We start from the raw sequence: 8,587 nt of genomic DNA, 5'->3' as shown, positions 1-8,587 counted from the left end.
GATACGGCCCCATCGTATAGCGGCCTAGTACGCCGCCCTCTCACGGCGGTAACGCGGGTTCGAATCCCGCTGGGGTCACCACCAAAATCACCCCCGGTTCTCTGGAACCGGGGGTGTTTTGCGTTCGGCCGCTAGTGCTTGGCCGGGGCGTGGGTCGTCTGGCTCATCTTGTCGATCCAGGCCAGCGCGAGCGCGGACACGATGAAGGCGAGGTGGATGATGACCTCCCACATGACGCCCTCAGAGGTGTACATGATGTCCCCGTTGGCCTTGTAGACGACGCCCTCGTGCATCTTGCCAACCTCGATGAAGGTCTTCAGCAGGTGGATCGAGGAGATGCTGATGATCGAGACGGCGAGCTTGACCTTCAGCAGGTTCGCGTTGACGTGCTGGAGCCAGTCCGGCTGGTCGTGGTGGCCGTCCACGCGGATCTTCGAGACGAAGGTCTCGTAGCCGCCGATGATCACCATGATGAGCAGGTTCGCGATCATCACGACGTCGATGAGGCCGAGCACCGCCAGCATGATCGCGGTCTCGTCGATCTGGCCGGAGAGGAACACGTTCTCAAAGAGATGGACCAGGTCGATCCAGAACACGACGACGTAGACGAGCTGCGCCAGGATCAAGCCGATATAGAGGGGGGCCTGCAGCCAGCGGCTCGCGAAGATGAGCCCGGCCAGGGTGCGCGAGGCGGGCCCGGGGCCGTTCGCGCGCGAGCGCTCGATCGTGTCGCGCAGCGGGGACTCGATCTGTGCGTCCTCGGGTGCTGACTGCGGCGGGTTGGGCGGGTCGAACGCGCTCACGCGATTCCTCTCGGGGTGTTCTCGGGTTGAGCACCAGCGTACGGGGCCGGTGCACGGGGTGTGGGAGCGCGGCACTGCCGCGCGAAGATTCAAGAATACTGATGCCACGGGTCGAGAAACCGAGAATTTCCGATAAGCTAGGCCCTTGCGAAGGGGAGTATCCCACTCTCGCCCGAGTCGTCAGTACGCCCGCTCCGTAGCGCGGCCGGTTCGGGTGCGGCATCTGCCGGGGAGAGACCTTCGGTCGTTCGGGGCACCTGGTGCCCCTCCACTTACCGAAGGAAACAATGCAAAGCGCTCTCCCGATGTGGTTCGAGATCACCTCGATCGCGGTGCTCCTCGCGATCCTGATCGTCGATCTGCTCCTCATCATCAAACGCCCGCACATCCCCTCGATGCGCGAGTCCAGCCTCTGGGTCGGCTTCTACGTCCTGCTCGCCCTGATCTTCGGCGGCCTGATGTTCGTGATCGGCGACGCGCAGCACGGCACGGAGTTCATCGCGGGTTGGCTGACCGAGTACAGCCTGTCCATTGATAACCTCTTCGTCTTCGTGCTGATCCTCGGCGGCTTCGCGGTGCCGAAGGAATACCAGCAGCGGGCGCTGATGATCGGCATCATTCTCGCCCTCATCTTCCGGGGCGTCTTCATCCTCGCGGGCGCCGCGCTGATCGAGCGCTTTATCTGGATCTTCTTCATCTTCGGCGCCTGGCTGATCTGGACGGCCTGGCAGCAGGTTCGCCCCGAGTCCGAGTCCGATCACGGCGACAGTTTCCTCATTCGCAAGATCAAGCAGTGGCTGCCGTTCTCCGACGACTACGACGGCGGGAAGCTGCGCACCACGATTAACGGCAAGCGCTTCTTCACCCCGATGTTCCTCGTGCTGATTTCCCTCGGCGTCACGGACCTGCTCTTTGCGCTCGACTCCATCCCGGCGATCTTCGGAATCACGCAGAGTCCGTTCATCGTGTTCACGGCGAACATTTTTGCCCTGATGGGGCTCCGCCAGCTGTACTTCCTGCTCGGCGGGCTGCTGGATCGCCTCGTTTACCTGAAGTACGGCATCGCCTTCATTCTCGCCTTCATCGGGGTGAAGCTGATCTTCCACGCCATGCACGAGAACGAGCTGCCCTTCATTAACGGGGGCAAGCCGATCGAGTGGGTCCCCGAGATCACCACCATGATGTCCCTCGGCGTGATCCTGGCCGCCATGATCGTCTCGACGGTCGCGAGCCTGGTCAAGGCGAACCGGGAGGCCAAGGCTTCCGGGGAGCGCCTGCACCTGGGGGCCGCGGAGTACCCGGAGGACGAGGCCGGCAAATAGCCGCGATCCCGGCGCACCCGGCGGTGCCGCGACCCCCGAGGGGTTCGCGGCACCGCTTTTTTGTCTGGCGAATGTTTGGGATACCAAGCGGTGGTACACTCGAAACATGAACACTGAGCGGCTGCTTCTTCCCCGCCGCGACAGGGCCTAGCGTCTCCGGCCGACCTGTCGCGGAGTTTCGCACTGGCTGATCCAACCAGAGAACGAGAAGAAAACACTATGAGTGAACACGCAACCGCGCCCCGTCCCCGGACGCTGGCGGAAAAGGTCTGGGACGACCACGTCATCGTCAAGGGCGAAGATGGCCAACCCGATCTGATCTACATCGACCTGCACCTCGTGCACGAGGTCACGAGCCCCCAAGCCTTCGACGGCCTGCGCCAGGCCGATCGGCCGCTGCGCCGGGTGGACCTGACGATCGCGACCGAGGACCACAACACCCCGACCCTGAACATCACGCGGCAGATCGCGGACCCGACGAGTCGGATCCAGATCGAGACGCTCCGGGACAACGCCCAGGAGTTCGGGGTGCGACTGCACTCCCTCGGTGACAAGGAACAGGGCATCGTGCACGTCGTCGGGCCGCAGCTCGGCCTGACCATGCCCGGCATCACCGTGGTGTGCGGCGACTCGCACACCTCCACGCACGGCGCCTTCGGCGCGATGGCCTTCGGGATCGGCACGAGCGAGGTCGAGCACGTCATGGCGACGCAGACCCTGCCGCTCAAGCCGTTCAAGACGATGGCCATCAACGTGGACGGGCAGCTGCGCCCCGGCGTGACCGCGAAGGACATCATCCTCGCCGTGATCGCGAAGATCGGCACCGGCGGCGGCCAGGGTTACGTCCTGGAGTACCGCGGCTCCGCGATCCGTTCCCTCTCGATGGAGGGCCGAATGACGATCTGCAACATGTCGATCGAGGCCGGTGCCCGCGCGGGCATGGTCGCGCCCGACCAGATCACCTACGACTACCTGGAAGGCCGCCCGCACGCCCCGCAGGGCGCGAACTGGGACGAGGCCGTGGCCTACTGGAACACGCTGCCCACCGACGAGGGCGCGGTCTTCGACGCCGAGGTCTTCCTCGACGCCAACGAGTTGGAGCCGTTCGTGACCTGGGGGACCAACCCGGGGCAGGGCGTCTCGCTCAGCGATCGCGTGCCGAATCCCGAGGACATCGAGGACCCGAACGAGCGCTCGAACGCCGCGCGCGCGCTCGAGTACATGGACCTGACCGCGGGCACCCCGCTCAAGGACATCGCCGTGGACGCCGTGTTCATGGGCTCCTGCACCAACAGCCGCATCGAGGACCTGCGCGAGTTCGCCCGCATCATCGAGGGCAAGCAGAAGGCCGAGGGCGTGCGCGTCATGGTCGTGCCCGGCTCGGCCCGGGTGCGCCTTGAGGCCGAGGCCGAGGGCCTCGACCAGATCATCAAGGACTTCGGCGCTGAGTGGCGCTTCGCGGGCTGCTCCATGTGCCTCGGGATGAACCCCGATCAGCTGGCCCCGGGGGAGCGCTGCGCGTCCACCTCGAACCGAAACTTCGAGGGCCGCCAGGGCAAGGGCGGGCGCACGCACCTCGTGTCGCCGCTCGTCGCCGCCGCGACCGCGATCCGCGGCACGCTGTCGAGCCCCTGGGACCTGGAACACGCACGCGTCGAGACCGCAGCACAGGGAGCATAACGATCATGGATAAGTTCACCACCTTTACCGGAATCGCGGCGCCGCTGAAGCGCTCGAACGTCGACACCGACCAGATCATCCCCGCGGTGTTCCTGAAGCGGGTCACGAAGACCGGCTTCGAAGACGCCCTGTTCTCAAACTGGCGGCAGGACCCCGACTTCGTGCTGAATCAGGAACGGTACCTGGGTGCCGAGATCCTCATCGCCGGCCCCGACTTCGGCACGGGATCCTCCCGCGAACACGCCGTCTGGGCGCTCCGCGACTTCGGCTTCCGCGTCGTGATCTCGTCACGATTTGGCGACATTTTCCGGGGCAACTCGGGCAAGCAGGGACTGCTGGCGGCGCAGGTCGCGGAGGCCGACATTGAGCGGCTGTGGGCCGCCGTGGAGGCGGACCCCGAGGCGCGACTCACCGTGAGTCTCGAAGAGCGTTCGGTCTCCGTCGGCGAGCTTCGGGTTTCTTTCGAGATTGACGACTACACTCGGTGGCGACTCATGGAAGGCCTCGACGACATCTCGTTGACCCTCCGAAACGAGGAAGACATTCGGGCCTTCGAACAGAAGCGCCCCGCATGGCTCCCGACAACAATTCCAGCGAGGACTGCGTGACCACTGAAAAGAACGAGGAACTGAACACCTTCGCGAAGAACGCGGGTGCTCGGGTCGGCCTCACCTCCGACGAGATCATCATCAACGGAGGACGCCCTCTGCAGGGGCGGATCGAGGTGCGCGGGGCCAAGAACCTCGCGACCAAGGCGATGGTGGCCGCGCTGCTCGGGAAATCCGCGAGCGTGCTCAAGAACGTTCCGAACATCAGCGATGTGCGCACCGTCGCGGGCCTGCTCGCGCTGCACGGGGTGCTCATCACCCGCGGCGAGGAGCCCGGCGAATGGCGTCTCGACCCCACGAACGTGGAGCTCGCACACAAGGCCGACATTGACGCGCACGCGGGCAGCTCACGGATCCCGATCCTGTTCTGCGGGCCGCTCCTGCACCGCCTCGGCGAGGCGTTCATTCCCGACCTCGGCGGCTGCCGCATCGGCGACCGCCCGATCGATTTCCACCTGGACGCGCTGCGCGAGTTCGGCGCGGTCATCGAGAAGCTGCCCTCCGGCATCAGCCTGACGGCCCCGAACGGCCTCAAGGGCGCGAACATTGAGCTGCCCTACCCCTCGGTCGGCGCGACCGAGCAGGTGCTGCTCACCGCCGTGCTCGCGGAGGGCCAGACCGAGCTCAAGAACGCCGCCATCGAGCCGGAGATCACCGACCTCATCGCGATCCTGCAGAAGATGGGTGCCATCATCTCGATGGAGCCCAACCGCGTGATCTTCATCGAGGGCGTGCCCGAGCTGAAGGGCTACCGGCACCGCGCGATCTTCGACCGCAACGAGGCCGCGAGCTGGGCCGCGGCCGCGCTCGCGACCGAGGGCGACATCTTCGTCGGCGGGGCCCGCCAGGAGGAGATGATGACCTTCCTGAACGTGTTCCGCAAGGTTGGCGGCGAGTTCGAGGTCGAGGACGACGGCATCCGCTTCTACCACCCCGGTGGGGAGCTGAAGCCGGTCACGATCGAGACCGATGTGCACCCCGGCTTCATGACGGACTGGCAGCAGCCCCTCGTGGTCGCCCTCACGAAGGCGCCCGGGGTCTCCACCATCCACGAGACCGTGTACGAGAACCGCTTCGGGTTCACGGACGCGCTCAACCAGATGGGCGCCGATATCGTCGTGCACAAGGACGGCATCCAGGACTACAAGCGCCGGGTCGCCCGCCGCGAGTTCGAGCAGGCCGCCGTCATCAGCGGCCCGACCACGCTCACGGGTGCCAAGGTTGAGGTCCCCGATCTGCGCGGTGGCTTCAGCCACCTGATCGCGGCGCTCACGGCCGAGGGGCAGTCCACGGTCACGAACGTGGGGATCATCTCGCGCGGCTACGAGGACTTCATCGGCAAACTTCGCCAGCTCGGCGCGGATTTCATCTTCGAGGGATAGCCCGCACCCGAGCGACACACCCGGCAGCACAGCCGAAACCACGGCGCGGACCCCATATGCGGGTCCGCGCCGTTGCGTTGGGGGATAATGAAACTATGAGTGTGACCGAAAAGCGTCGGGGAGCTTGGTCTCCCGAAATGCGCCGACCCTCGCTGTTCTGGCTGTTGGCCGGGCTGATCCTGCCGCTGTGGTCGCTCATGGTGCGCTACCGCTACACGAAGGAGACGACCCTGCCGCAGCAGGGACCGTTCATTCTCGCCCCGAACCACTTCAGCGAGATCGACCCGATCGCGATGGGCGCCGCGGTCTGGCACCTCGGTCGGCTGCCCCGCTTCATGGCGAAGGCCAGCCTCTTCAAGGTGCCCGTCTTCGGATCGCTGCTCCGCGGCACCGGCCAGATCCCCGTCGAGCGCGCGGGCGCTGCGTCCCGGGCGAACCCGATTGGCGCGGCCAGCCAGCTGATCGAGAAGGGGCAGGGCGTCATCGTCTACCCCGAGGGCACGCTCACCCGCGACCCCGACCTGTGGCCGATGCGCGGGAAGACGGGGGCCGTCCGCCTCGCCCTGGAGTCCGGCATCCCGCTGTACCCGGCCGCGCACTGGGGCACGCAGGACCTCATGCCCCGCTACGGGAAGAAAATTCACCCCTTCCCCCGCAAGACCATCCACGTGTCCATCGGCGAGCCGCTCGACCTGAGCGAGTTCGGCGGGAAGACCGACCAGAAGACTGTGACGGCCGCCACGGAGAAGCTGATGACCGCGATTTCCGCGCTCCTCGGTGAGCTCCGCGGGGAGACGCCGCCCAAGACCCGCTGGAACCCGGCGGATCACCAACAGACAGAAACGGGTCGCTTTTGACGCCGACGAGCGTGCAGCGCAACCGCGGCCGGAAGGTCGCCGTGGTCGGCTCCGGGAGCTGGGGAACCACCTTCGCGAAGATCCTGGCCGACGCCGGATGCGACGTGACCATCTGGTCGCGGCGCGAGGAGGTCGCGGGCGAGATCAACATGGCCCGGCGCAACAGTCAGTACCTCCCCGGCATCAACCTGCCGCGGAACCTGAAGGCAACCGCCGACCTCGGCGAGGCCGTGCGCGGCGCGAGCCAGGTGTACCTCGCGGTACCGAGCCAAACGATCCGGCAGAACCTCGCCGATTTGGAGCCCTACCTCGGCCGCCGCGCGGTGCTCGTCAGCCTCATTAAGGGTGTGGAGCGCAGCACGACCATGCGGATTTCCGAGGTCATCGCGGACACCCTGGACGTGGAGCCGGAGCGGGTCGCGGTGCTCTCTGGCCCGAACATTGCCCTGGAGATTGCCAAGGAGCAGCCGACCGCCGCGGTCGTTGCCTCCGTGGACGCCGAGGTGGCCCAGGAGGTCGCCCTCGCGGCATCCACCCCGTACTTCCGCACCTATGTGAACACCGATGTGGTGGGCACGGAGCTGGGCGGGGTGTTGAAAAACCTCATCGCGCTCGCGATCGGCATCGTCGACGGCGTCGGCTATGGGGAAAACACCAAGGCCGCGATCATCACGCGCGGCCTCACGGAGATGACCGAGTTCTCGGTGGCCTCCGGGGCCGATCCCGCCACCATGACCGGCCTTGCCGGCTTAGGCGACCTGATCGCGACCTGCCAGTCGCCGCTCTCGCGCAACAATACGGCCGGTCGGCTCATCGGGCAGGGGTACACCCAGGAGGAGACCAAGGAGCAGATGCAGCAGACCGCGGAGGGCATCACCTCCGTCGGCTCGGTGCTGGAGCTGGCGCAGGCCCGCGGCATCTCCATGCCCATCGTGGAGCAGGTCCAGATGGTGCTGCGCGGCACGATGTCGCCCAAGCACCTGGGGCCGCACCTCGCCACGGAGGACGATGTGCCGAAGCCCGAAAACTCACTGCTCACCGAGCGCCCGTCCCTCTTCAAACGCCTGTTCTCACGGAAGGGTTGATCCTGATGACCACCGAAACGCTGCCCGCTTCCGCGGGGAAGCAGACCGTTGTCCTCCTGCACGGGGGCCGGTCCAGCGAGCACGAGATCAGCTGCGTCACCACCGCCGGGATCTTCTCCGCGATCGACCGGGAACGCTTCGACGTCGTGCTCGTCGGCATCACCAAGGCGGGCCAGACCGTGCTGCTGGGCGAGGGCGACCTCGCCGGCTACGCGCTGGACGCGGCAGAGCTGCCCCAGGTGCGCGACAACGGCACCCGAGTCCTCTGGCCGCTGAGCCCCGGGGACCGGAACCTCACGGTGATCGGCCCGGACGGCCGGGTGCAGCCGGTTGCCGAGATCGACGTCGTGTTCCCCGTGCTGCACGGGCCCTTCGGCGAGGACGGCACGGTGCAGGGCATGCTGGAGCTTGTCGATGTGCCCTACGTCGGGGCCGGGGTGCTCGCCTCCTCGCTCTGCATGGACAAGCACTTCACCAAGCTCGTGCTCGCCGAATCCGGCATCCGGGTCGCCCCCGGCCGGACGATCCGACGCGGGCAGCTCGAGCGCAACCCGGAGCTTCTGGCCCAGGCCGATGCGGGCCTGAGCTACCCCCTGTTTGTGAAGCCGCTCCGCGCGGGGTCGAGCGTCGGCGTGAGCCGCGTTGCGGAAGCCGCCGAGATTCCCGCGGCCCTGGACCTCGCCTTCGAGTCCGACGACGCCGTGCTCATCGAGTCCGGCGTGGTGGGCCGCGAGGTGGAGATCGCCGTGCTCGGCGGCCGCGCTGGCCAGTCGCCCCGCGCCTCCGCCGTCGCCGGGGAGATCGTCATGAACGGGGACGGTTTCTACGACTACGAGGCGAAGTACCTGGA

8 protein-coding genes and 1 tRNA gene are annotated in these 8,587 nt (G+C 66.6%); 8 read left to right on the top strand and 1 reads right to left on the bottom strand.

Annotation, left to right across the window (positions count from 1 at the left end; all coding sequences use genetic code 11):
• Positions 1-5: 5 nt before the first annotated feature.
• Positions 6-81 (top strand) — tRNA-Glu (locus OOT08_RS01450).
• A 50-nt stretch (positions 82-131) separates the two neighbouring features.
• Here OOT08_RS01450 and OOT08_RS01445 read toward each other — a convergent pair.
• The gene (locus tag OOT08_RS01445) at positions 132-803 is read right to left on the bottom strand and encodes a TIGR00645 family protein (protein ID WP_325090800.1); all 672 of its coding nucleotides are present in this window, start codon (positions 801-803) and stop codon (positions 132-134) included.
• A gap of 287 nt (positions 804-1,090) precedes the next feature.
• Between OOT08_RS01445 and OOT08_RS01440 the strand changes: the two genes are divergently transcribed.
• From OOT08_RS01440 to OOT08_RS01410, 7 genes are all read left to right on the top strand, one after another.
• On the top strand, positions 1,091-2,125 hold the full coding sequence (locus OOT08_RS01440; protein ID WP_325090799.1) for a TerC family protein: 1,035 nt from the start codon (positions 1,091-1,093) through the stop codon (positions 2,123-2,125).
• Positions 2,126-2,344: 219 nt separating this feature from the next.
• Positions 2,345-3,805 (top strand): 3-isopropylmalate dehydratase large subunit, encoded by a 1,461-nt coding sequence (gene leuC / locus OOT08_RS01435; RefSeq protein ID WP_325090798.1) that lies wholly within the window; start codon positions 2,345-2,347, stop codon positions 3,803-3,805.
• A 5-nt stretch (positions 3,806-3,810) separates the two neighbouring features.
• The gene (leuD, locus tag OOT08_RS01430) at positions 3,811-4,413 is read left to right on the top strand and encodes a 3-isopropylmalate dehydratase small subunit (RefSeq protein WP_325090797.1); all 603 of its coding nucleotides are present in this window, start codon (positions 3,811-3,813) and stop codon (positions 4,411-4,413) included.
• Positions 4,377-5,795 (top strand): UDP-N-acetylglucosamine 1-carboxyvinyltransferase, encoded by a 1,419-nt coding sequence (gene murA / locus OOT08_RS01425; RefSeq protein WP_442916148.1) that lies wholly within the window; start codon positions 4,377-4,379, stop codon positions 5,793-5,795. The genes leuD and murA overlap by 37 nt, the downstream gene beginning before the upstream one ends.
• Before the next feature lie 95 nt (positions 5,796-5,890).
• Positions 5,891-6,652, top strand: coding sequence for a lysophospholipid acyltransferase family protein (locus OOT08_RS01420; protein ID WP_325090796.1), 762 nt, complete (start codon positions 5,891-5,893; stop codon positions 6,650-6,652).
• On the top strand, positions 6,649-7,737 hold the full coding sequence (locus OOT08_RS01415; protein WP_325090795.1) for an NAD(P)H-dependent glycerol-3-phosphate dehydrogenase: 1,089 nt from the start codon (positions 6,649-6,651) through the stop codon (positions 7,735-7,737). Before OOT08_RS01420 ends, OOT08_RS01415 begins: the two co-directional genes overlap by 4 nt.
• A gap of 5 nt (positions 7,738-7,742) precedes the next feature.
• Positions 7,743-8,587: D-alanine--D-alanine ligase family protein (locus OOT08_RS01410; RefSeq protein ID WP_325090794.1), on the top strand; the 845-nt coding region annotated here is incomplete at its 3' end.

This window comes from Leucobacter sp. M11, from assembly GCF_035726885.1.
GTDB lineage: Bacteria > Actinomycetota > Actinomycetes > Actinomycetales > Microbacteriaceae > JAPFRB01.
This window is presented reverse-complemented; position numbering and strand designations above follow the sequence as displayed.